The sequence below is a fragment of the Desulfosporosinus acididurans genome (genome assembly GCF_001029285.1).
Lineage (GTDB): Bacteria > Bacillota > Desulfitobacteriia > Desulfitobacteriales > Desulfitobacteriaceae > Desulfosporosinus > Desulfosporosinus acididurans.
The window spans coordinates 1-22486 of sequence record NZ_LDZY01000017.1 but is presented as its reverse complement, the minus strand read 5'-3'; the positions used below and the strand labels follow the sequence as shown (position 1 = coordinate 22486).

Sequence of the window (22486 nt, the reverse complement as noted above, 5' to 3'; positions counted from 1 at the left end):
TATTTAATTAATGAGGAGAATAAATATGGTTAAATACGAACGGATACCCCACATTATTACAAGACAAAATGAACTTGAAAAGGCCTTTCTTGATAAGTTTGAAACGGGTAATTATACACTGGACAATCCCTTGATCGTTCTAAACCCTTATGAAATTGCTCCCTTAACTGTTATGCTTCTATTTAATACACCGGTGGCTTGTGAAACGACCATTGTTGTGAAAGGAAAGAAACATCCAGGGGATATTCGCCATACATTCCCTTGTACAACAAAACACATTCTTCCTGTATATGGCCTTTATGCGGACTATGAAAATACTATTGATATTATTCTTTCTAATTCCGAAAGAAATACGATTCAAATTAAAACTGATCCATTACCCTCTGATGTTGCAGTTGCTACATCTATTAAAACAACGCCGGAATATATGGGCAATAACATTATGCTCCTTACGACAGCTATGCGTTCAAAGCCTGCCGGTTATGATTACGCCGGTGATATACGTTGGTATTCTAATACGAACTTTAACTTTGATTTAAAGCGTATGCCGAACGGGCATCTTTTGGCTGGCACTGAGCGCCTGGTAAAAATGCCTTATTTTACGAGTGGTTTATATGAAATGGCTTTCAGCGGTAAAATTTTCAAAGAATATGTATTGCCCAGCGGATATCATCATGACCAGTTTGTGATGGAGGATGGCAATATTTTAGTGCTCACCTTTGATTTCTATTCTGGAACGGTAGAAGATACTTGTGTGCTTCTTGATCATAAAACCGGTGAAATCCTCAAAACATGGGACTTCAAAACAATATTACCTCAAGATGTGGCTGGTTCAGGCAGTCAAGATGAGCATGATTGGTTCCATAACAATGCAGTCTGGTATGACAAAAAGACTAATACCCTGACTCTTTCTGGGCGGCACCAGGATGCCATTATTAATCTTGACTATGAGACAGGCAACTTGAATTGGATTATTGGAGATCCAGAAGGTTGGCCTCAGGACATGGTGGAAAACTATTTCTTCACTCCTGTGGGTGATGGAGATTTCGATTGGCAGTATGAGCAGCATGCCTGTGTTGTCTTGCCGGATGGTGACATCATGGTTTTTGATAATGGGCATTTCCGGGCTAAGAATAAAGAAAACTACCGTGCAAATAAGGATAACTTTTCTCGTGGAGTACGCTACCGGATTGACACAGATAAAATGACGATTGAGCAAATTTGGCAATATGGAAAAGAACGCGGTGCCGACTTTTTCTCTCCTTATATCTGTAATGTTGAATATTATAATGAAGGTCATTATATGGTTCACTCCGGGGGTATCGGCTATGAGAACGGTGTAACAAGTGAAGGAATTCTAGCGGTTAGAAAAGCTAGACTTCCCGAATTCAAGGACAATGTTTATACCTTCAATTCTATTACGTGTGAGCTTTTAAATGATGAGTTGGTTTATGAATTACAGGTTCCGGCTAACTGCTATCGAGCCGAGAAACTTCCTCTTTATTATGCGAATGAAATCGCAGAGCTCGGCGCAGGCCAGAAACTCGGACAACTAATTAAGACGCAAACCACGCGGATGAAAATAAAAGCCAGTGAAACGGGAGAATTTGTTCCGGACCATTATGAAGCAAAGATTATTGAAGAAGAAGATCGTTTTAATTTCAATGGGATCTATGAAAGTGGCGATATAGCTCAGATTCTTTTAGTGCATGAAAGCGGAGACACCTTAAGATACCCGATTAATACGGTGGCTCAAGACTTCAAAGCCATGTGTGTAGGAACATTTCAGAAAGCAGATCCTCGGAATGTTGATACATTTATTAACAAAACAGGATTATCTGGCAAGTATCAAGTAAAACTAATTGCTGACGAAAAAGTTTATGAAACAGGTGTTACAATCCAAGCATAACATATCTGTGTATTTGCTCTTATTTGTCGAGGAGGATAACGATGTCATTACCAAAATTAAATGCTAATAGTTTCGAAGAAAAGATTTATGATGCAGGTGAAGCTTGTCTAGTCGTTTTCTCTAGAAAAACCTGTCATGTATGTAAGGAAGTCGTTCCCAAAGTTGAAGAGTTACAGCCCCAATATGAAGGTAAGTTTGGATTTTACCATGTTGATGTTGAGGAGGATAAGCCATTATATCAATCTCTGTCACTCAAAGGAGTTCCTCAGATTCTATTTTTTAAAGATGGGGAATACCAAGGTAAACTCACGGGGAATGTGGATGATGAGGAAATAGAAGAGAAGATTGAAGAGTTTCTTTAGTGAACTCGCTTACGCTAAAGCTGAACATAAGGGCTTCAGATACAATAATGTCCAGTGGACATTATTGCCGAGCCGCCGTTCCCAATAGGAATACTTAGCGGCGAAGGAGGAATCTATCCCATCTGAAGTTAACGAAGGACTCACCATCACTTACAGAAGTGGGGACCCTAAAAACTGGATAAACATAGCAAATAAGAGAGAAGGATTGGAAGACGTGGAAAACTCCTATGATTTAATTATAATCGGTGGAGGACCTGCAGGGCTAACAGCGGCAATTTATGGCGGAAGAGCCAAACTTAAAACCCTGGTTATCAATAAAGGTACCGTTGGCGGGTTGGTAAATACCACGCGGGAAATTGTTAACTATCCCGGATATGGACAAGTCAGCGGAGAAGATCTCATGAAGGACTTTAAAAAGCACGTCGAATCCTTTGGCGTAGAACTTCTGCGTGATCAAGTCGTAAGAACGGATTTCTCACAGGAAGATAAGATCATCACCACGAAAAAGGGCAAAGTATTTTCGGCCAAGGCAATTATCATCGCCTGCGGCAGTGAACCGAGACTTTTAGATATCCCTGGTGAAAAACGCCTCCGCGGCAGCGGAGTCGCATACTGCGCCACGTGTGATGCCGAGTTCTTCGAAGGTGAAGGTGTTGTTGTTGTCGGCAGTGGGGATCAGGCTATTGAAGAAGGCATGTACATTACTAAATTCGCTCGCAAGGTTACCGTGATCGTGCTCCATGACGAAGGTATTCTTGACTGCAATAAAGTGAGTGCAGAAAGAGCATTTCAAAATGGAAAAATGGAATTTATCTGGAATTCCACGCTAGAAGAAGTTTTGGGTCAAGATAATGTTGAAGGGGTTAAGATTAAGAACTTAAAAACCGGTGGTTCAACTGAACTTTCTTGTCAGGGTGTCTTTTTCTTTGTGGGTATGGTACCTTCGACCCACTTTCTTAAGGAAAGCGGCATTGAGATGGACAGAAGAGGGTATATCCCGGTTAATGAATTAATGGAAACAAACCTTGAAGGGGTTTATGCGGTTGGAGACAATCGGGTTAAATATCTGAGACAAGTGGTTTCAGCTGCCGGGGATGGAGCCGCTGCAGCTGTTGCCGCTGAGCGCTATATCGAAGAAATGAAAGCTTTTAATTCGAACGTCTTGGAAAGTGATAAGCAAGTTCTTCTACTCTTCTTCAATGCTTTAGATAACGAGAGCTTGGAATTTTCGACTCTATTGGAAAATGTAAACAAAGAACTTATGGAACGGTATAAGATCGTAAAAGTTGATATGACCACCAAGAAAAATCTAGCACATAAATACGCTATCGAAAAGGCGCCCTCAGTTATGGTATTAGATAAAGGCCAGGTAGTTATGCGTTTGGATTGTTCAGCAGCAAAAGAAGACCTAAAATCCCAGTTATGCTAAAGACTAAAGACTAAAGAGTAACGAGTAAAGACTGAAGACTGAAGACTTTAAAATCAAGCACTCTCCTGTCAACAGAATTGGCAAGGAGGGTGTTTTTCATTGTCATTTCTTTGTGAAACAATAGTAACTATTTTTATACAGGTTTAACGGGCTTGGAATGAACATATTGTTGTAAATGAGAAAATTATAGCGAATGTTAATTGCTATCGCAACTAACATTCGCTATAATTAGTTGCGATAGCAATTAATTTAGAAAGGAATTATATCATGGAAAAACATTCAATAGGTAGATATATCGCGTCAATATACCGTTATCAAAGCATTCTCATTAATAAACAGTTTGAACAATATGGTATTGGTTGTGGGCAGCATACTATTCTAATAAATATCGCTTTAAACCCTGGTATTAATCAAAAGGATTTAAGTGAACGAGTTAAAATAGACCGTGCCAATACCCACAGAGCTATAAAAAAGCTTGAGGCGCTGGGCTATATTCATACCGATAGAGATGAAGACGATAAACAAATCATTAGATCCTGTTTAACAGAAAAAGGGGAGAAATTGATGCCCTCAATTAAAAGCGGTTTACATGACATAACAGAAATAATGATTAAGAATTTTGAGGATCCAGAAAGAGAAGAGATAACTAACTTACTGCAGAAAATCGAGGAAAATGTACAAAAGTACGTTAAATCTTTGAGAGATGATAGTTGACTTTTTCGATATCATTGCGGTAAGGAAATATAAAGTAAGAGGAGTTTATATATGTTTGGTACTGAAATTCACAGTGTAGCAAAGAGATTAATGCTTATTAGGGGATTACGCAGTATTGGGCAAGGAGCGATGGTTGTAGATATTACCCTTTATTTAGCAGCACTTCATTGGAGTGGTACTATGATCGGCGGGGTAACATCAGCTGCCGGCTTGTTCGGAGCAATCCTGATCTTGTTAGTTGGTATTATCAGTGATAAGTTAGGAAGAAAACCGTTTTTGCTGATATTTGAGTTAATGACCATGGTAGCAGCCGTTGCCTCTTGTTTTACTACTAAAGCGATTGTACTTGTTTTAGCCATAGTAGTTGTAGGGTTTGGTCGGGGTCAAAGTGGTGCCGCAGGTCCTTTCAGTCCAGCCGAACAGGCTTGGCTGGCTCGCTGTGTAAAACAGTCCCAGCGCGGAAAAGTATTTAGCCTGAATAATGCGATCGGTTTTATAGGGATGGCTCTGGGGGCAGCCATCGGCGGTTTGCCTGGCTTGATGCACGTAAGCAGTCCGCTGTTGGCCTACCGGCCGATTTTTATCCTGGTGGCGGTGTTCTCTCTAATATGTACCGTTGTTTTACTGAATACTGAAGAAATAAAAGATGATTCCGATAGTCCGGTAAAAACGGAAATTAAAAATGAAAAAGTCATCCCAACCAGTGAAACTAATATACGTCGTCAGGAAAATATGGCCATGCTTAAATTTGCCCTGGTAAACACAATCAATGGTATTGCGGTCGGGTTAACCGGACCAATGATGGCGTATTGGTTCAGTCTAAGATATCATGTTGGTACAGAAGCAATTGGTGTAACTCTTTCGCTGTCATTTCTGTTGACAGGAATATTTTCAGTAATCAATGGATTTATGGCGGACAAGTACGGCATGGTAAAGTCTGTCACCTGGATGAGAGTAATTGGGTCTATGTTAATGGTGGCACTGCCCTTTATGCCGAATTTTAGTTTAGCTTCATTTATCTATGTGATTAGAAACGCTATTAATCGTGGTACACAAGGCAGCAGATCAGCCTTAAGTGCCAGTCTGACCCGTGATAAGCGAAGAGGTCTGGCTACAAGTATCAATGCCTTGTCTATGCGGCTGCCATCAGCTGTTGGTCCTGCCATATCAGGATACATGTTTGAAACAGGTCTTTTGGCATTACCTTTGATCTTAACTGCGGGCTTGCAATTGATTAATGCCGGGCTTTATCAATGGGTTTTTGGCAACTATGATAAAGCGAAGACTAATCCTTAACTTTAGAGTAAAGGGCTCAATTAGATCATGTGAACGCTTTAGAGATCAAGGCTTATTTGTGGATAGCGGCGAAGGAGGACCCACCCTCACTTAAGTGGAAGTCTTAAAAACCGGATAACTTAAATCCCTCTTGCCGTAATGGTGGGAGGGATTTTGTTCGCGATTGAAGAAACAACCCATCGTTTTATTCAATTGCGAAATTGCAATGTCAACGTATATTAATTCAGTTTCTATGAGGATAAAACAATTCCTTATAAAATCCTTATAATTGCCTTTTATAATGTTAACAAACAAATGAAGGGATGATGAAAATGGGAAACACCATTTTACAGACCAAAGATCTTTGCAAAACATTTAAAGGGCAGAACGTGGTAACCAATATTTCGCTGTCTATCGCAGAAAACTCAATCTACGGCCTGCTTGGGCCAAATGGTGCTGGTAAGTCAACAACGCTGAAAATGATCACAGGTATGCTCCGCCCGACATCCGGTCAGATACTTTTTGAAGGGCATCGGTGGCGGAGAAAAGATCTTAACGATATTGGCTGCTTGATCGAATCTCCGCCCCTGTATGAAAATCTGACGGCTTATGAAAACCTGAAAGTCAGGACGACGTTATTGGGCCTTCCTGAATCCCGTATCAGCGAAGTGCTCGCCATTGTTGATCTAAAGGACACGGGGAAAAAACGCGCGGGACAATTCTCCATGGGTATGAAGCAGCGCCTTGGTATTGCTCTTGCCCTTTTGAATCATCCGAAATTATTGATCCTGGACGAGCCGACCAACGGTCTTGATCCCATAGGTATTCATGAATTGAGGGAACTGATCAAGTCATTTCCCCGACAGGGTATTACCGTGATTCTCTCCAGCCACATTTTGTCCGAAGTTGAGCAGATCGTTGACCACATCGGCATCATTGCCAACGGCGTTTTAGGCTATCAGGACGTTGTTAATCCCGGACAGAATCTCGAAGAATTGTTTATGCAAGTCGTCGCGATGAATCGGAAAGTGGGGTGAGGCAAGTGTTCAGGCTTATTTCCAGTGAATATCAAAAACTAAAACGCACGTTCACTAAAAGGGCTGCCTTCTTAGCGCCTATTGTCACAATGCTGCTTTGTGCTCTATTGGGAGCAGGGACATTTTTTCAGTCCGGCAGTTTTAATTGGTGGTACACGATGCTGCTGCCCGGTATGCTTTCCCTCATCTGTGCCGGTATCGTGCAAAAGGATAAAAAGAAGCTGAATTACCGTGGAATTATGAGTCTTGCTATTGAGCCAAGGAGAATCTGGTTGGGAAAGGTTGGGGCCTGCATCCTGCTCTATGGTATATCATGTGTGGTTTTCTTCATTGGCGTAACAATTGGCGGGCATATATTTGGAAGCTTTTTCACTCTGGCTCAAAGTGGCACAGCAAGTCTTCTGCTGTTTGTTACCTTCTTATGGCAAATACCCTTTTGTATGCTTATCGCGGATAGATTGGGCTCTTTTGCTGCTATCTTTATAAACCTTGTGGGAAATATTTTAGGCGTTATATTTGCGGCCAAAAGTATATATTGGTGGATACCTTTTGCAATTCCGACACGGCTGATGTGCCCTGTTATTCATGTACTGCCAAACGGATTAACGGTTCCGGCAAACGATCCGCTGCTTTCATTCAGCGTAATAGTGTCAGGCGTTCTCATTACTTTGGTTTTATTCATAGTTTTGTCCGTGCTTACCGCCTTACCATACCGCAGACTGGAGGCAAAATAAATGATAGAGTTTATTCACTGCCTGCAGGCTGATTTTATCAAAATCAAAAGAAGGCCTGTATTATGGATTCATTTTCTTATTCCAATTGTCGGAATCTCTATTTTGCTTCTAATCTTCGCCTTCTCCAAGCAGTCTCCCGGGTTGAATGCGCTCGACTGTCTGGGGGCAATCGCTCTCTCATTTCCGACGCTTATCGCTATTGTCTGCTCTATGATTGGCGATCAGGAGACGGAAGCAGGTAATTATCAGCAACTGTTAACGAATCCATCCAAGCTGCGGCCCTTTCTGAGCTTGTCTGCCTTGCTCCTGTTGCTCGGGTCTGGCGCTGTGTTGCTCGCCGCTCTTGGTTTTGAAGCAGGATTTGCCGTTATCCTGCATCACGTACCGATTGGACCGGAATTTTATTTATCCGGAGCTGCAATTTTGTTTAGCAGTAATATTTTTCTGTATTTCCTGCATCTATTTTTAAGCTTCCGCTTCAATAAAGGAGTTTCCATTAGTATCGGTATTGTGGAAAGTCTGTTGTCTGCTCTGCTGATTACGGGCCTTGGTGACGGAAAATGGATGTTCATTCCCTGTGCTTGGGTCCTTCATTTTTTAAAGGTTTTCGGTATAACCAATTTTGGCGGATCTATGCCGACGGCCTGCGGCTTACGGACAGGTATTGTGCTATGTGTCCTTGAAACCCTATTGATATTTGTTTTCTCTATTATCTGGTTTTTGAGCTGGGAAGGGAAGAGAGCAGAGGAATAGCTGCTTTTGTCTCTGTTGCTTACAAACAAGAGAATCGCTATACTTTAGAAGAATGGGGATGGTTTTATGGCTAATATATTGACGGTTGACGATGATCAAGGGGTTCTTGTTCTGCTTAGGAACATTCTGTGCAAAGATGGACATACTGTCGTTACTGTCAATGAGCCTAAAAAGATATTTGATTTGCAGTTGGGACGATTCAATTTAATCCTTCTTGATGTGATGATGCCGGGTGTTGATGGATTTGTGCTTTGCCGGCGGATACGGGAAAGGGTGGATTGCCCTATTCTGTTTCTTACAGCAAAGTCGATGGAAGGTGATGTTATGACGGGGCTTAGTGAGGGTGCCGATGATTACCTGCTGAAGCCTTTCGGTGCCGGGGAACTCCGGGCGCGCATTAGCGCCCATCTGCGGCGGGAAAGCCGACCCAAGCATAATATGCTTTGCCTGGACGCCATTTCTTTTGATCTGTCTGGTAAAACAGTGATGGTTGATGATCAATCTGTTCCGTTAACGAAGGGTGAATATGATATTTGTGAATTTCTCGCCTGCAACCGAGGACAGGTTTTTTCCAAAGAAAAGATCTATGAGACTGTTTTCGGCTTCGATGCTGTCGGTGAAAGCAGTGCTGTCGTGGAACATATCAAGAATATCCGCGCCAAATTCTCCTCCGAGAAGGTATCGCCGATTGAGACCATTTGGGGGATTGGTTACCGATGGCGCTGAGAAATAACGAACATCGGCGTCAACCTCAAAAACTGCGCCGACTTTTCACAGGGTATCTAGCTGTTTTTTGCCTTGGAACAATTCTGTTTGTCGTTTCGCTCTTCGCAATCTTCGACCTACTTCTGACAAATAGCGTTATTTTGCCGGCCAACTACGGGGAAGTGCAGCTATCCGTCATGAAAGAAAAGATTGCAAGCAGCAATACTGTCACACCGGATATGATACCGGAAACATGCAGCTATGGAGTTTTTACACGGCAAGGCAGGTTCGTTTCGGGAAATTTTAATAAAAAAGATGCTGCAATGGCATGGGATTTGACGCAGAAGCAAGGACGGGACCGAGATTTTATATATTACTATTTACCTATTCCCCGCCGAAATGAGATTTGCATTGTCCGGTATACGCTGCTTGCGCAGTTCAGCTCGCCGGTTTTGCGTCAGTTTTTGCCCTCCCCGGAAATCCTTTTTGAACTTGTATTGGGTCTCGGATTCCTATTGGAAGTTTTTTTGCTAGCATCCTCCTTCGGAAGAAAACTGACGAAAAAACTGCACAGTTTGGAAAAGGCAACGGAAAAAATTCAGAATCATGATCTGAATTTTTCTGTTGAATCGAGCGGAATCTATGAAATCGACAATGTGCTGTATTCCATAGACAAAATGAAAGAAGCTCTAAAAGAGTCTTTGCAAAAGCAGTGGGATCAGGAGCAGACCCGACGGGAACAAATCTCGGCACTTGCGCATGATATTAAGACGCCGATCACCATTATTCGCGGAAATGTAGATTTGCTGTCTGAAACAAACCAGACAGAAGAGCAGAAGAGTTACACTGGCTACATTATAGACAGTGCTCGTCAGATGGAACAATACGTCAGAACGCTGATCGAAATTTCCAAGGCTGAAATGGGATTTTCTCTACATAAAGAAATTCTTGACACAGGTACTTTTATTACGAAAATCCATAAGCAGATTTCTGCACTAATGGCGGTCAAGAGGTTGTCTCTTGATTTTAAAACCAGAAATCTTCCGCAAAGCTTGCACGCAGATTCCGATTTGCTGCAACGGGCAATTTTGAATATTGCTGCCAATGCTGTAGATTTTTCGCCGCAAGGTGGGACAATCGTTTTCGATGTTGGCTTTGCAGGCGATACTGTTCAATTCTGCGTCGTTGATTCTGGTAATGGTTTTTCGGAGGATGCCCTTAAAAATGCCACACAGCAGTTTTATATGGGCGATAAAAGCCGTTCGTCAAAAGCCCATTATGGAATGGGGTTATTTATTGCCAATTCCATTGCTGTGCAGCATAAGGGAAGACTATTGGCAGAAAACTCTTCAGAGACTGGTGGGGGTATGGTAACCATTCGAATTCCAATTGAATCGGGAGAGGGTAAATTGAAGTAATTACATTTTTTACCGGATTAATCTTCGTATAATAACAGATAATATTTGAAATCGTTTTTAAGTTGTCTCTCATAAGGAAGCTATTACTGAAGTTGGAGAGTAAAGTTTCCTTAATGGGCCCCACTTTCAAATAAAGCTTAGCGGAGGAATTCGTGAAACGATTCATTAAAGGTTTGTTTAGACTTTTTATTTTCATGTTCGTGGTTTTATGTATTGGCTGGTTTGGTTTAAAGTTTTACTTTACCTATGATTACCGAATATCTGACCAGGTGCGAAGTATTGTAGTTAGTCAAGTAAAAGTTCATCATACCCGTTATCTAACTTACAATGAAATACCGGAAATGTATAGGAACGCTGTGATCTCAACTGAAGATCGGAGCTTCTTTACAAATCAGGGTATCGATTTCAGAGGAATTCTACGTGCAATATTGGTGGATTTAAGTGCCAAACAGCCTCTACAAGGTGGGTCCACAATCACGCAGCAGTTAATTCATAATACTCTCTTGAGTGATATCAAAAAATCATTGAAATGGAAATTACGGGAAAGTGTTTACGCTATTGGTATCTATGACACGCTGAGTAAGCAAGAAACGTTTGAACTGTATGCCAATGTCATTTACTTTGGACATGGGGCTAATGGACTGTATCAAGCGGCAGAGACTTACTTTGCTAAAGCTCCTTCACAATTAAACGATGGAGAACTTACTATGCTTGCTGGACTGCCCAATGCACCAAGCGTATATGACCCATTTATCAATATGGGGCTTGCTCGTGAGCGACAAAATCAGGTTATTCAATGTATGGTTGATTATGGTGTTATTACTGAATCTCAGGCGAAGCATATTTTCGATGAACCTATAGAGTTAAAGTAAACTCGGCGGTAGATTGGCTCATGTGCAAACACTTATGAAACCTTTCGAAGGTTCTCACAGAATGTGAATTATTAATAACATTGGGAGAAAAAGCTCATAAATTTTGCCTCTCGCTGCAATTTTGATTGAATGAAGTTGACAATAATCACATTAAAAGCCGCCCCACTGCAAGGGCGGCTTTTAGTCTTTTTCATGGTTTACTTTATTACTCTTTTGGCACCAACATATGCTTTCCACCAGTATGAGTTAAAGCTGCTTATTGTAACGCCTTTGTGACTAGTGGCATTAATGAATTTTCCGTTACCGAGATAAATTCCAACATGAGTTACAGTATGGCGTGAATTAAAACTAAAGAATACTAAATCACCTGGTATAAGACGGCTGGCTGGGGTAAAAGTTCCAACTTTATACTGATAGGTACTTGTTCGCGGAAGATTGATGCCTACTGCCTTGAAAGCATCCATTGTTAGGCCGGAACAATCAATACCTTGATAGCTTGTCCCACCAAAAACGTATTTGGTACCAATATAACTTTCAGATTTCGCGATAACCTTCTGGACTTCTGCGGAACGAGTTGAATTAGTAGAAGCACTTGCTACTGGAACATAAGATAAAACTCCGATTAAGACTGCTATAATTAATGTTGTAAATTTCTTCACCATGTTAACCTCCAAGAATGAATTTGTTCTTGCGAGAACATGATAAAGGATACCATAGTAACAACTCTGATATCATTAGTGGGTTGTTGGTTTTAACTCTATATATTTACAATTAACGGAGTTGTTTCGGGATGGATATTGGAATATTCCTTATCGTTAATTTTCATCCTAAATTGTTACTCTAAACAATTGATATTCTTAAAAGCAGATCGGCAACTGTGGCCACAGAAGCCTACCGATGTTCATTTTAGAAGTTAGTTGAAAAATAGTTGAGATGGTTAATAGCCAACCCAACATATTATGGGGTGCCGCTTACGGTCATCTATGGACTCTCACTTGCATTAATCATGATTGACCAACTTCCTTCCAGGAAACCCGTTTTACCTAATGGACAAATTGCGAAGGTTGATTTTATATTTATAAGACGATAAATTCGTTGATTGGCTTAATATATTTTTACAAAAATATCCGATAGAAAAATTGTTTATCCGGAATATCCAAACATGCTCTCTTAATGAAGAAGTATAAATTTGCTATAATTAAATAAAAGGCATTGCTTGAGGAGTGAAAACGTTTGAATTCAGATAAAGATTTTGATTCTAACACTATTGTACGAGAAAACGATAGTCCCATCTGTGAAACTGTATGCGTACACCCAGAGGTGATTAATAATTTTGATAATAAACTTATCCTTTATGAAAAAGCTGATGATTTAGCCGAATTATTTAAAACTTTGGCTGATCCGACGCGAGTGAGAATAATCGATGCTCTTGCCAAAGCTGAATTATGCGTGTGCGATTTGGCAGAACTATTAAACCTAAGTCAATCTGCAACTTCTCACCAATTACGTGTTCTGCGCGGCAATAAGCTGGTAAAATATCGGCGTGAGGGAAAAATGGTTTATTATGCTTTGGACGATGAACACGTTTTAAGTTTGTATAATCAAGGGCTTGAACATATTAACGAGCATACAAATAGGTAAAAAATCTTATTGTATGTAATGAGCATATTTGTTACAATACATATGAACAATTAAACATATGTTGGTATGAATAGACATAGGAGTTATGACGACGAGAGGGGGAAAAAAGTGATGACAGAGAAAATAGCGCCAAAATGCGGCCAAGGGCATAATCATGACCACGAGAATAATCTTAATACTGATCATAAATATACCCAGAGTCATAACAATCAGGAGCGATTTAAATATCGAATTGAAGGTGAGTTTTGCCCAAACTGTGCCGCCAAGATGGAACGAATATTGAGTTCTACGCCCGGTTTTGGGGAAACAACCATTAATTACGCTGCAAAGACAGTTTTCCTTCCTCCGATGCTCATTGATCAAGCCCAAGAAATAATGCGGGGGATTGAACCAGGTGTCAAATTGGCAGCAATCAAAGAAAAAAGGGCTCTTGAAGATACTAAAAATGATAACGAGGACCATTTAGATCGCAAGCAGCTGCTTACAATCCTAGTTGCGGCAGTTCTTTTGGTGATTGGATTGGTGTTTGGTTCCCATTGGCATAACAGTAATTTGGAAGTTCTGGAATATGCAATATACTTGAGTGCCTATTTACTTGTCGGTTTCGAAGTATTGGAGAAGGCTGTAAGAAATATTATCCGGGGTGCGATCTTTGATGAGAATTTCTTGATGGCCCTGGCCACAGTTGGGGCAATAGCCATTCACCAACTTTCGGAAGCTGTCGGTGTTATGCTTTTTTATTCTGTCGGTGAACTTATAGAGAACCGAGCGGCTGACCGTTCCCGCCGTTCCATTAAGGCTTTGGTTAATATTCGTCCCGACTATGCTAATTTGCTTAATCAACTTGACGTCACCAAAGTCGATCCTGAAGATGTCTTAGTCGGTCAGCAGATTCTAGTCCGCCCAGGAGAGAAAGTTCCGCTCGATGGTGAGATTTTACACGGAAGCTCATTTGTGGATACTTCAGCATTAACAGGGGAGTCTGTTCCGCGTAAGGTGAACGTCGGGGATACGGTTCTGGCCGGTATGATCAACAACTCCGGTGTCTTGACGGTTAAAGTTATGCACGAATTCGCCGATTCCTCCGTGCAAAAGATATTAGATTTGGTAGAGAACGCTAGTTCACGTAAAGCAAATACAGAGAAATTTATTACGACGTTCGCTAGGTATTATACCCCCGGTGTTGTGGCCGTCGCTTTAGGGATAGCTTTAATTCCGCCGCTCTTCATGGGTGGAGTTTTCAGTGAATGGCTATATCGGGCCATGACGATTTTAGTAATCTCGTGTCCTTGTGCTCTCGTCATTTCTGTCCCTCTGGGTTATTTCGGAGGAATTGGGGGGGCCTCCAGGCAGGGAATTTTAGTTAAAGGAGCAAATTATCTCGAAGCTTTAACCAATGTAAGGACTGTTTTGTTTGACAAAACAGGAACTTTAACGGAAGGAGTCTTCCAGGTAGTGAAAATTGCCCCGGTTCAAGGTTTCACGGAAAATACCTTGCTCGAATTGGCGGCTAAAGCGGAAATTCATTCGAATCATCCCATAGCGAAGTCTATTCGCGAAAAATTCGGGAAGATTCTTAAGGCCGATGAGCTCGATCAATATCAAGAAATCAGCGGCCAGGGGATTCAAGCAACGATCAAAGGTCAATATGTCTTAGCGGGAAAGGAAGAACTTATTAAGCAAGCGGGAATTGAAGTTCCTTCAATTGAAAATAAAGAAGCGGGAACCTTGGTCCATCTCGCTATCGATGGAGCATACGCAGGTTATATTTTGATAGCTGACCGGGTTAAAGTTGGGTCGCGCGAAACGATTGCCCGCCTAAATACTGCCGGGATAAAGACTGTCATGTTAACAGGTGATCAGGAAAAAGCGGCACAGGCGATTGCAGATGATTTGCAAATTAGCGAGCATCATTCCGATTTGCTTCCTGAGCATAAAGTAGCCTGGCTAGAAAGCTATTTGAAACAGTCCGGTAAAGGTAAAGTTGTTTTTGTCGGTGATGGGATTAACGATGCTCCCGTTTTAACACGCGCCGACATCGGCGTTGCCATGGGCGGTCTGGGATCTGATGCAGCGATTGAAGCAGCCGATGTGGTTTTGATGGAAGACCAACCTGGTAAACTTATTGATGCCATTGATATAGCACAATATACCAAGAAGATTATTTGGCAAAACATTGCTTTCGCCTTAATTATTAAGTTAGTATTTATAATACTTGGGATGTTTGGTGCAGTTAATATGTGGGAGGCTGTTTTTGCCGATGTGGGAGTTGCCGTACTTGCTATTCTCAATGCAACACGTATTATTAGATATTCAATTCCCGGTCAAATGGCGGAGGGTGGTGGATATTCTACTTCTTTGCGAGGCAATCCGTTAAACGATATGTCATAGTTTTTTGACAGGAGACAAACGTATCGCGTCGATTTTAAGGCCGTAAACGTACAGAATAACTCTGTTCGATTACGGCCTTTTTGTTTTGTTTTTTGTGGTTACGGAATTTTGGCAGGATCAATGAAAACATTTGTTGCAAAGTCTCCCAAACGACTACAAGTATTTCTCAGCTCATTGGAATAATCTTTCCAAAATGGGATATCTGTATTGCAAGCGGGGTATAAAATAGTATTAACTATCTCAGAAGGGTATTGGGATGACGATGTATTTTGAAGAGACCGGAAATAGAAGCATGCCTTCGATTGTATTTATTCATGGCGGCGGAATAAGCGGATGGATTTGGCATAAGCAGGTTGAGCATTTTAGCGATTACCATTGTCTTGTACCTGATTTACCAGAACACGGGAAAAGCATAAATGAAGGGCCGTTTAATTTAAGAGATTGTGCTGATCGCATAGCGGAACTCATCGAAAACACAACGAATCATCGTAAAGCTCATGTAGTTGGTCATTCTCTTGGAGGCAAAGTAGTAATCGAACTCCTCGCCAGACGACCGGATTTAGTGGATCATGCTGTCGTAGCCAGTGCATTATCTAGACCAATGTATCTATTAAGTCTTGTCCATACGCCATTTATCTATAAACTCTCGGCAGCTATGTTGAGAAATAAAGCGATGCAATCGTTTATAGTAAAGCAGTTTAAGTTTCTTGATAAAGTCTCAATCGATAATTGTATGGCCGATTTTAGAAGATTAACTGCAGATTCGCTATACAGGTTATACGACCAACTATATCAATTCGGAAAGATTCCTATTTTCGAACTAAAACATGCCAACGTCCCGACTCTAATATTAGCTGGGGAAAAAGAACCAAAAGCTATGAAGCAATCTGCAGCCGATATTGTGGAGGCCCTTCCTAGATCAAGAGGTATAATAATAAATGGGGCTGACCATACGTATCCATGGACTGCATCTGATAAATTCAACGACTTAATCAGAATGTGGATTAACGATAAAATATAGAGAATTAGAAGAGACAGTAATCAATAAAGGTGATAAGTTAAGATAATGAACTATTTGCTTGCTAGAAATGGACAAAGTAATGCTTGGAATGTGGGGAACATATTACGGAGTCTGTAAATGGAAGTCGTCTGGCCGGGAGAGTTGGAGTTTGGGAAGCTAAAAATTAAGTAAAATAAATGGAAAATATTGACAAGTACTTTAATATAATAGAGCATAAACAAACATTTTGGAAGGATAAATTATGACGAAATCCTCACATTTGAATTGCTATTATGCTAAACCAAATACTATGTATTTTAGCCACGGATACCCTAAAAAAACAATAACCACAACAGCTGTGATAGATTGGTCAAGACTATTATGGCCCAATGGATGTTTCTTAACCCCAGCTATTATAGGTATTGCGGGGGCAAGTATTTTAGGATTCAGTGTGACTATTTTAGATTCATCGTGCACTTTAGATAAGGGGATGGCAGAGCATGAGGTGTTTGAACGTTCAGAAGTAAATTGTACGAATAAAAGCAGTTGCGCTAATGAAAAAATCGCATCACAAAAAGCTGTATTTTTAGTAAATATTTATACTTTGATTGCAACAGCAAGCATTTCCCTATATATTATTGGAAACCTCTTTTTAGTTATGCCGCAATTTTGGCTTACACTTAGTACGATAATTGTTGGAGCTATTACGGCTATATTGCTATTTTCATCTATGTATTTTTATGTGTATCGTATTAACCCCGGATCCTTTAGTTCTAAATATTTAGGTAGTAATATTTTTTATCAATATTTTTCCTTTATTTATTTTAGTGCTACTAATATTTCTGTTGGGTCTTTTGGGGATATTCTACCGCTGACGATAGGATCCCGCACATTGGTGATTATGGAAGTATTATTCTTCCTGTTCATATTAAGCTGTGGCATTGCTGTCATTCATAAAGCAAAATGAACAAATTTTATGGAGATCCCATGCACTGAGACTAAGTTAAATAGGTGGAGGGGAAAACGGGTGAAAACGCTAAAGATTTATCAGGTTGACTCATTTACTACGGAAAAATTCAAAGGTAATCCTGCTGGAGTTGTCTTAAACGCAGATGATCTTTCAGAAAAAGAAATGTTGCAAATTGCCAGAGAACTGAATAATTCAGAAACAGCATTTATCTTGTCGCCTGACAGTGATGATCATGATGTGAGGCTTAGATATTTTACTCCAAAAGTTGAAGTTCCGGTTTGTGGACATGCCACTATCGCAGCCCATTACATTAGGGCTCTAGAATATAACCTGGATTCTACGACCGTGATACATAAAATTAAAATCGGAATTTTACCAGTTGAAATAAATAGAGTTGGGAATGACTACTCTGTTGTAATGACTCAAGGAAATGTCGAATTTTATCCGCCTCTCGGTAGGCGAGAAAGAGAACATATACTTAAGGCTTTGGAAATTAATGAAGAAGAATTAGATAAGAGATGTCCAATTCAAATTGTATCTACTGGACATTCCAAAGTTATTATCGGAATTCAAACTAAAGATAAATTGAATTCCTTAGCACCAAACATGCTGGCATTAGCCGACATTAGTAAAGTAATCAATTGCAATGGCTATTTTGTTTTTACAATGGATTCAAGCGAAAAAGAAATTTTAACACATGGAAGAATGTTTGCACCAGCCATAGGTATTAATGAAGACCCAGTGATAGGAAATGCCAATGGTCCCCTTGGTGCATATTTAGTGGAACATGGTTTAGTAAAACATAATGATTCTGTCTTTTCCTTCAAAGCAGAACAAGGAGAAGCAATAGGTCGGAGTGGCGTTGTTGAAGTGACTGTGAAATTGAATAACGGAAAACCGAAACAAGTTAAAGTTGGAGGAAAGGCTGTAATTGTGTTTAAGACCGAAATGAGAATCTAAGTCTTAAAAAATTTCTTACCTACCTATATGAGCGTTTTTTGGGGCAAAATAAGACAGATAATGTATTTGACTTAGTAAGTAATCTTCAAAATAAAGATCCTCTTAATTAATGGGTGATTTCGTCTCTACCAGCTTCTTTAAGTTTTCTGTTGAAAGCTTCAAAAACTATTGGGTCTGCTAGCCAAACCATAGCTTGGGCGGATACTAATCCATAAACTAAATGGTTCCATAATGCCGAGTAATACGTTTTTGTTAATCTAAATTTTTTTAGGATACCACTTTTTATACCACCTATAAGACTGCCAAGGGAAAGCATTGATATGAGAATGCCTTTAATTAAATAATGATCTTTACCAGTTTTCTTAAGAATATAAAATAACGGAATTCCCCAAATTGATCCAATTCCAAAATGGGCCAATTCACCCAAAACAAAATTCTTCTTTTGTTTTGTTCTGTAGGGAGGAACAAATAAAGCGGCTGCTATGTAACCATATAAGGTCTCAGATTTGCCTGCTTTAAATATTAGGAAATTTGAAATATCCATGAACATAGTTCCAATTAAACCGCTCAATAATCCAATTGAAATTGAGTCTTGTAATTTCTTAAATTCTTTTATTTTTATAAATAAGATTGTTAAAATATTCAGCACTTCGAGTAATCCCCCTTTTACTCAATAACAGTCAACAAAGTATATTTTGCTTACATCACTATCATTTTATCGATATTAAATAATGTAAAATATGTAAGCAATTCCTCGACAGTATTGAATCATAGTTAATGACAGCTCTTTTCATAATCATTCTTAACTGGATTGAAATCGATGATAATCCCCAAAAGGCGTAGTTGGTGAACAACTCATGACTATGTTCTGCACAACGATCATAAGTTTGATGTTGAACTAAAATAGAAAACTAAATTTGTAAATCATTACGAGGTGAAATAAAATTGTGAATTTGGCATTTCGAATTTCTTCTTTATATTTCTGTGTGAAAGATATGGAAAGAGCAATTGACTTTTACGAAAAATTATTAGGGCAAAAGGTTACAGAGAGAAATGAAATATACAGCGTTTTTAATATAGGTGGTTTTAGATACGGGTCATTTGCGAACCAGAAGATGAATGAAAAGAAAACGTGGGGGAACAACTGTTTACCAAGTTTTGAAGTTAATGACATCAACCTGATTCAAAAGCGGTTAGAAGAACTTAATTGTCCAATTATTTTTCCCTTAACTATTATTGGCAAGAATGAAGTTTTAGAATTTACAGATAGCGAGGGCAATGACATTGAAATCACTTGTCCGCTATAAATATATGAAAAAGATTAGTAGTCATCGCTAATCCAATTATGACTGTTTCTTCAGATATATAACCATCTACTATTGCTTAACTTAAGGTGCGAACAGGATTTGAAATGGCCCATAAATGTTAAATAGGTTGGAGAATTGTGCATGCAGGATTATATTAGAGGTAAAGAATCTGTCATAATCGTTTTACATGAAATATATGGAATTAATCCGTATATTAAATGGGTTTGCGAACATTATTCAGAAGCTGGATACGATGTTATATGTCCGAATTTTATAAAGCCTGAGGTTTATTTCGATTACGATAGAGAAGAAGAAGCTTACAAATACTTCGTTAATAAAGTTGGCTTTTCTCAGATGGTTCATGAAGTTGGAAGAATACTTACGAAAGCAAGAACAGAATACAAAAAGATATTCCTTTTAGGATTCAGCGTTGGGGCAACAGCAGCATGGTTTTGCAGTGAGAACGAAAATTCTGTCGACGGGGTAATTTGCTACTATGGTTCTCGAATCAGGGATTATCTAAATATAACGCCTAGATGCCCAACACTGCTTATTTTCGCAAAAGAGGAAAAGTCTTTTAATGTTTCGGAATTGATAAGTGTTTTAAGAGAAAAGAAGTCTGTCAATGTCTATGTCTTGAACGGCAAGCATGGTTTTAGTGATCTTTTTTCGAAGAACTTTAATAAGCAATCGCAAAAAGCAGCACAGACATTAGTAAATGAATTTATGACAGCTCGAAGAGATACAGGCGCGGCTACCTGAGGAGAAATAATGTATGAGAAAAGGTGGGTTTGAGGTTGACGCAAGATAATAACCAAACAATAACGGAATTACTAAGAAAGCGAATTTCTCTTAGGAAGTTTGCTGATCAACCCCTTAAGCAAGAAGATGTGGATTGGATTATAGAGGGAGCTATGAGAGCACCTACAGCCGGGAATATGATGCTTTATTCCATGATATTGATTACCGATGCCAATAAAAAGCAGATTTTAAGCGAGACTTGTGATCATCAGCCTTTCATAGCCAAGGCTCCCTTGATAATTGTTTTTGTTGCGGATTACCAACGCTGGTTTGACTATTACCAGAGTTCCAATGTTAAAATGTTTTGTACAGATCATGGCCTGGAATTCCGCGGCCCTGATGAAGCAGACTTATTATTAGCATGTTCAGATGCTCTTATTGCAGCGCAAAATGCAGTTATTGCCGCCGAGAGCCGGGGGATTGGTTCTTGCTATATTGGGGATATAATGGAAAACTATGAGAAACATCGCGAGTTATTGAACTTACCTGAATGGGTATTTCCAGTTGGTATGCTCTGTTTCGGGTATTATCCCGAAGGAGCTCGATTGGCCCCTAGGCCACGTTTTGAGCGCAAATTCATTGCTTTCGCAGAGCAATATCATCAATTAACTCCAGAAGAACTAGCTGAAATGTTAGCTATTCGGGAAAGTGCTTTTTCTCCGGGGAATCCTTTTGGAGCAAAGAACTTCGGACAATGGATGTACGCTAGGAAAACTGGTGCACAGTTTTCAACTGAGATGGCTCGTTCAGTACGAGAAGCTTTAAAGAGCTGGAGAGGTGATTTAATTTAGTAGACTTGCTAAGTACCTAAGTACAATAGGAAACAACACCTAATTATAAAGGGTAACTGGTGGTCAAATACGGATTCTTGAGTGTGTAGTCTTCTGAAGTGACCATAGCTTCTAATTCAAAGATAGAGGAATTGGTAGGTTGTATAGCGCCAAGTCCTCAATGATTATATTGCAGATGCGTGGTGAGGATAATGGATGAATTAATTCAAAAGATTGTTGAGTTTAGAGATTCTCGAAATTGGAGGCAGTTCCATAATCCAAAGGATCTAGCGATATCATTAAGCATAGAGGCCAGTGAACTACTCGAAAATTTTCAATGGAAAACTAGTGATGAGAGCGTAACAGTTAATTTCGAAAGAATTCAAGAAGAATTAGCAGATGTATTGATATATGCTTTACTGTTGTCAAATGAATTAAACATTAATCCTGAACAAGCTATTATCGATAAAATAAAGAAGAACGAAGAAAAGTATCCTATTGAGAAAGCCTATGGATCTAATAAAAAATATAATGAGCTCTAGTTACTATGAAGATCGAGATACCAAATCGCGTCCGCTACTCCTGCACGCGCTTGCGCCTAAAACTCAACGTAATTGTGTCATTGAATCCGCTAAATAATATATATTAGATTTTTTTGGAAGCAAGAGGTTATTTACATAGAGAGAAGGATTTAATTTTATGTTAGCACATGTTGGTACTAGGCAGATTGAAACAGATAGATTAATTTTGAGGAAATTTAAATATTCAGACAGCGAAGACATGTTAAACTATTGGGTCAGTGATCCTGAAATTCAGTCAATGTACTCCGAACCAGTTTACACAACCAAGCAGGATGTAAAAATGAATTGTTGGATAAAATATATATCAGTTTCTATGAAAAATGATAATTATTACAGAATGGGCTATACTATTAAAGGAAACCGATGAATGTATAGGGCAGATTGCATATTTTTTGGTAGATAACAATAATCATCTTGCAGAAATTGAATACCGTATTGGGAGAAACTTTCAGAGAAAGGGGCTTGCTACTGAAGCTACAAAAGCCGTTATTCAATTTGGGTTTAGCAAAATGAATTTACATAAGGTACAAATATGTCATAAGTCTACAAATATTCCTTCTCGTAAAGTTATTGAAAAATGTGGGTTTATTTATGAGGGAACATTACGAGACTTTTTTTATATGGATAGTCAATATGTAGATAGATTGTATTATTCAATATTAATTGATGAATTTAAGTCCAGGTAATTGTTCTTCTAACAAGGTTTTGCTAGTCTACTGTCCTGATCGTACAATAAATTGTTAATCACACATCGATATGGATAAATATACCACTAGACATAATGAGCCAATTAATGTTATCATAGTTGAGCACCAAAACGGCTGAAAGAATCCACTAACCTGGATGTAAGGATTTAT

Annotated in this window: 23 protein-coding genes; 21 read left to right on the top strand and 2 right to left on the bottom strand. The window is 39.5% G+C overall.

Going from position 1 to position 22486, the window contains the following annotated elements; genetic code table 11:
- The first annotated feature begins 19 nt into the window (after positions 1 to 19).
- The 11 genes from DEAC_RS19175 to DEAC_RS19125 all read left to right on the top strand — a co-directional run bounded on the left by DEAC_RS19175 (position 20) and on the right by DEAC_RS19125 (position 11208).
- Entirely contained in the window at positions 20 to 1909 is a 1890-nt protein-coding gene (locus DEAC_RS19175; protein ID WP_047811757.1) for an aryl-sulfate sulfotransferase, read from the top strand.
- A gap of 41 nt (positions 1910 to 1950) precedes the next feature.
- Positions 1951 to 2271, top strand: coding sequence for a thioredoxin family protein (locus DEAC_RS19170; RefSeq protein ID WP_047811699.1), 321 nt, complete (start codon positions 1951 to 1953; stop codon positions 2269 to 2271).
- Between the two features lie 214 nt (positions 2272 to 2485).
- Positions 2486 to 3700, top strand: coding sequence for an FAD-dependent oxidoreductase (locus DEAC_RS19165; protein WP_427846284.1), 1215 nt, complete (start codon positions 2486 to 2488; stop codon positions 3698 to 3700).
- Positions 3701 to 3967: 267 nt separating this feature from the next.
- Positions 3968 to 4414 (top strand): MarR family winged helix-turn-helix transcriptional regulator, encoded by a 447-nt coding sequence (locus DEAC_RS19160; protein ID WP_047811697.1) that lies wholly within the window; start codon positions 3968 to 3970, stop codon positions 4412 to 4414.
- Between the two features lie 51 nt (positions 4415 to 4465).
- Complete coding sequence (locus DEAC_RS19155) at positions 4466 to 5710, top strand: MFS transporter (protein ID WP_047811696.1); 1245 nt, start codon at positions 4466 to 4468, stop codon at positions 5708 to 5710.
- Positions 5711 to 6021: 311 nt separating this feature from the next.
- Positions 6022 to 6726, top strand: coding sequence for a lantibiotic protection ABC transporter ATP-binding protein (locus DEAC_RS19150; protein ID WP_047811695.1), 705 nt, complete (start codon positions 6022 to 6024; stop codon positions 6724 to 6726).
- A 5-nt stretch (positions 6727 to 6731) separates the two neighbouring features.
- Positions 6732 to 7460, top strand: coding sequence for a lantibiotic immunity ABC transporter MutE/EpiE family permease subunit (locus tag DEAC_RS19145; protein WP_047811694.1), 729 nt, complete (start codon positions 6732 to 6734; stop codon positions 7458 to 7460).
- Positions 7461 to 8213 (top strand): lantibiotic immunity ABC transporter MutG family permease subunit, encoded by a 753-nt coding sequence (locus DEAC_RS19140; RefSeq protein WP_047811693.1) that lies wholly within the window; start codon positions 7461 to 7463, stop codon positions 8211 to 8213.
- A 66-nt stretch (positions 8214 to 8279) separates the two neighbouring features.
- The gene (locus DEAC_RS19135; RefSeq protein WP_047811692.1) at positions 8280 to 8939 is read left to right on the top strand and encodes a response regulator transcription factor; all 660 of its coding nucleotides are present in this window, start codon (positions 8280 to 8282) and stop codon (positions 8937 to 8939) included.
- Positions 8930 to 10336 carry a HAMP domain-containing sensor histidine kinase gene (locus DEAC_RS19130; RefSeq protein ID WP_047811691.1) on the top strand — a complete coding sequence of 469 codons (1407 nt, stop codon included), beginning with the start codon at positions 8930 to 8932 and terminating at the stop codon, positions 10334 to 10336. Before DEAC_RS19135 ends, DEAC_RS19130 begins: the two co-directional genes overlap by 10 nt.
- A gap of 194 nt (positions 10337 to 10530) precedes the next feature.
- Entirely contained in the window at positions 10531 to 11208 is a 678-nt protein-coding gene (locus tag DEAC_RS19125; protein ID WP_047811756.1) for a biosynthetic peptidoglycan transglycosylase, read from the top strand.
- Positions 11209 to 11405: 197 nt separating this feature from the next.
- Here the strand turns inward: DEAC_RS19125 and DEAC_RS19120 are convergent, their stop codons facing one another.
- On the bottom strand, positions 11406 to 11870 hold the full coding sequence (locus DEAC_RS19120) for a C40 family peptidase (protein WP_053006519.1): 465 nt from the start codon (positions 11868 to 11870) through the stop codon (positions 11406 to 11408).
- Positions 11871 to 12441: 571 nt separating this feature from the next.
- On the opposite strand from DEAC_RS19120, the gene DEAC_RS19115 reads away from it, so the two are divergent.
- The 5 genes from DEAC_RS19115 to DEAC_RS19095 all read left to right on the top strand — a co-directional run bounded on the left by DEAC_RS19115 (position 12442) and on the right by DEAC_RS19095 (position 18170).
- Complete coding sequence (locus DEAC_RS19115) at positions 12442 to 12849, top strand: ArsR/SmtB family transcription factor (RefSeq protein WP_242847219.1); 408 nt, start codon at positions 12442 to 12444, stop codon at positions 12847 to 12849.
- Between the two features lie 111 nt (positions 12850 to 12960).
- Positions 12961 to 15240, top strand: a complete 2280-nt coding sequence (locus tag DEAC_RS19110) for a heavy metal translocating P-type ATPase (RefSeq protein WP_282434466.1) — start codon at positions 12961 to 12963, stop codon at positions 15238 to 15240.
- 256 nt (positions 15241 to 15496) lie between these two features.
- Complete coding sequence (locus DEAC_RS19105; protein WP_047811690.1) at positions 15497 to 16261, top strand: alpha/beta fold hydrolase; 765 nt, start codon at positions 15497 to 15499, stop codon at positions 16259 to 16261.
- Between the two features lie 241 nt (positions 16262 to 16502).
- Positions 16503 to 17207, top strand: coding sequence for a hypothetical protein (locus DEAC_RS22400; RefSeq protein ID WP_053006518.1), 705 nt, complete (start codon positions 16503 to 16505; stop codon positions 17205 to 17207).
- Positions 17208 to 17267: 60 nt separating this feature from the next.
- Positions 17268 to 18170: a PhzF family isomerase gene (locus DEAC_RS19095; protein ID WP_047811689.1), complete on the top strand. Its 903-nt coding sequence runs from the start codon at positions 17268 to 17270 to the stop codon at positions 18168 to 18170.
- Positions 18171 to 18276: 106 nt separating this feature from the next.
- Here the strand turns inward: DEAC_RS19095 and DEAC_RS19090 are convergent, their stop codons facing one another.
- Positions 18277 to 18819, bottom strand: a complete 543-nt coding sequence (locus tag DEAC_RS19090; protein ID WP_047811688.1) for a hypothetical protein — start codon at positions 18817 to 18819, stop codon at positions 18277 to 18279.
- A gap of 298 nt (positions 18820 to 19117) precedes the next feature.
- Between DEAC_RS19090 and DEAC_RS19085 the strand changes: the two genes are divergently transcribed.
- From DEAC_RS19085 to DEAC_RS24725, 5 genes are all read left to right on the top strand, one after another.
- Positions 19118 to 19477 (top strand): VOC family protein, encoded by a 360-nt coding sequence (locus DEAC_RS19085; protein ID WP_047811687.1) that lies wholly within the window; start codon positions 19118 to 19120, stop codon positions 19475 to 19477.
- 141 nt (positions 19478 to 19618) lie between these two features.
- Positions 19619 to 20239 (top strand): dienelactone hydrolase family protein, encoded by a 621-nt coding sequence (locus DEAC_RS19080; RefSeq protein WP_047811686.1) that lies wholly within the window; start codon positions 19619 to 19621, stop codon positions 20237 to 20239.
- Positions 20240 to 20274: 35 nt separating this feature from the next.
- Positions 20275 to 21069, top strand: coding sequence for a nitroreductase family protein (locus DEAC_RS19075; RefSeq protein ID WP_047811685.1), 795 nt, complete (start codon positions 20275 to 20277; stop codon positions 21067 to 21069).
- A 191-nt stretch (positions 21070 to 21260) separates the two neighbouring features.
- Positions 21261 to 21590, top strand: coding sequence for a nucleotide pyrophosphohydrolase (locus tag DEAC_RS19070; RefSeq protein ID WP_047811684.1), 330 nt, complete (start codon positions 21261 to 21263; stop codon positions 21588 to 21590).
- Between the two features lie 359 nt (positions 21591 to 21949).
- Complete coding sequence (locus tag DEAC_RS24725; RefSeq protein WP_345788183.1) at positions 21950 to 22315, top strand: GNAT family N-acetyltransferase; 366 nt, start codon at positions 21950 to 21952, stop codon at positions 22313 to 22315.
- Positions 22316 to 22486: the final 171 nt, after the last annotated feature.

Excerpts from the sequence above, each read along its gene's own strand:
- DEAC_RS19160 (WP_047811697.1), top strand. The coding sequence starts at position 3,968 with ATGGAAAAACATTCAATAGGTAGATATATCGCGTCAATATACCGTTAT.
- DEAC_RS19150 (WP_047811695.1), top strand. The coding sequence starts at position 6,022 with ATGGGAAACACCATTTTACAGACCAAAGATCTTTGCAAAACATTTAAA.
- DEAC_RS19105 (WP_047811690.1), top strand. The coding sequence starts at position 15,497 with ATGACGATGTATTTTGAAGAGACCGGAAATAGAAGCATGCCTTCGATT.
- DEAC_RS19130 (WP_047811691.1), top strand. The coding sequence starts at position 8,930 with ATGGCGCTGAGAAATAACGAACATCGGCGTCAACCTCAAAAACTGCGC.
- DEAC_RS19170 (WP_047811699.1), top strand. The coding sequence starts at position 1,951 with ATGTCATTACCAAAATTAAATGCTAATAGTTTCGAAGAAAAGATTTAT.
- DEAC_RS19125 (WP_047811756.1), top strand. The coding sequence starts at position 10,531 with ATGTTCGTGGTTTTATGTATTGGCTGGTTTGGTTTAAAGTTTTACTTT.
- DEAC_RS19120 (WP_053006519.1), bottom strand. The coding sequence starts at position 11,870 with ATGGTGAAGAAATTTACAACATTAATTATAGCAGTCTTAATCGGAGTT.
- DEAC_RS19080 (WP_047811686.1), top strand. The coding sequence starts at position 19,619 with ATGCAGGATTATATTAGAGGTAAAGAATCTGTCATAATCGTTTTACAT.
- DEAC_RS19155 (WP_047811696.1), top strand. The coding sequence starts at position 4,466 with ATGTTTGGTACTGAAATTCACAGTGTAGCAAAGAGATTAATGCTTATT.
- DEAC_RS19070 (WP_047811684.1), top strand. The coding sequence starts at position 21,261 with ATGGATGAATTAATTCAAAAGATTGTTGAGTTTAGAGATTCTCGAAAT.
- DEAC_RS19110 (WP_282434466.1), top strand. The coding sequence starts at position 12,961 with ATGACAGAGAAAATAGCGCCAAAATGCGGCCAAGGGCATAATCATGAC.
- DEAC_RS22400 (WP_053006518.1), top strand. The coding sequence starts at position 16,503 with ATGACGAAATCCTCACATTTGAATTGCTATTATGCTAAACCAAATACT.
- DEAC_RS24725 (WP_345788183.1), top strand. The coding sequence starts at position 21,950 with ATGATAATTATTACAGAATGGGCTATACTATTAAAGGAAACCGATGAA.
- DEAC_RS19135 (WP_047811692.1), top strand. The coding sequence starts at position 8,280 with ATGGCTAATATATTGACGGTTGACGATGATCAAGGGGTTCTTGTTCTG.
- DEAC_RS19140 (WP_047811693.1), top strand. The coding sequence starts at position 7,461 with ATGATAGAGTTTATTCACTGCCTGCAGGCTGATTTTATCAAAATCAAA.